Source organism: Stenotrophomonas sp. SrG (assembly GCF_050031795.1).
GTDB lineage: Bacteria > Pseudomonadota > Gammaproteobacteria > Xanthomonadales > Xanthomonadaceae > Stenotrophomonas > Stenotrophomonas rhizophila_A.
In genome coordinates this window covers 1-239 of sequence record NZ_JBNBBE010001135.1, presented here as the reverse complement: position 1 = coordinate 239, position 239 = coordinate 1, and the positions used below count along the sequence as shown (strand labels likewise).

1 pseudogene is annotated in these 239 nt (G+C 67.8%); it reads right to left on the bottom strand.

From position 1 onward, the window contains the following. Positions 1-12: 12 nt before the first annotated feature. Positions 13-239: pseudogene (locus ACQG3P_RS23015) on the bottom strand (hypothetical protein); the annotation flags it as partial.

Here is a 239-nt window from a genome sequence, read left to right as displayed (position 1 = left end):
ACACGCATCCAGCTACATCACCACCAGGTTGGCCGGATCCGGCGAGCGCCAGGCGCTCGCGGGCGAGGCCTCCAGCATCTCCTGCGCGCTGCGATAGGGCGTGTCTGCCGTGGCCAGGCCAGGCAGCAGGCAGGAGAGGGCAAGCTCACGCTGGGCTGGACGTTGTGGCGACATGGTGTTCCCCGGGATGAACGATCCCCGATTCTGAGCGTTGCCCGTCTCAGGCCGCCAGCCAACGA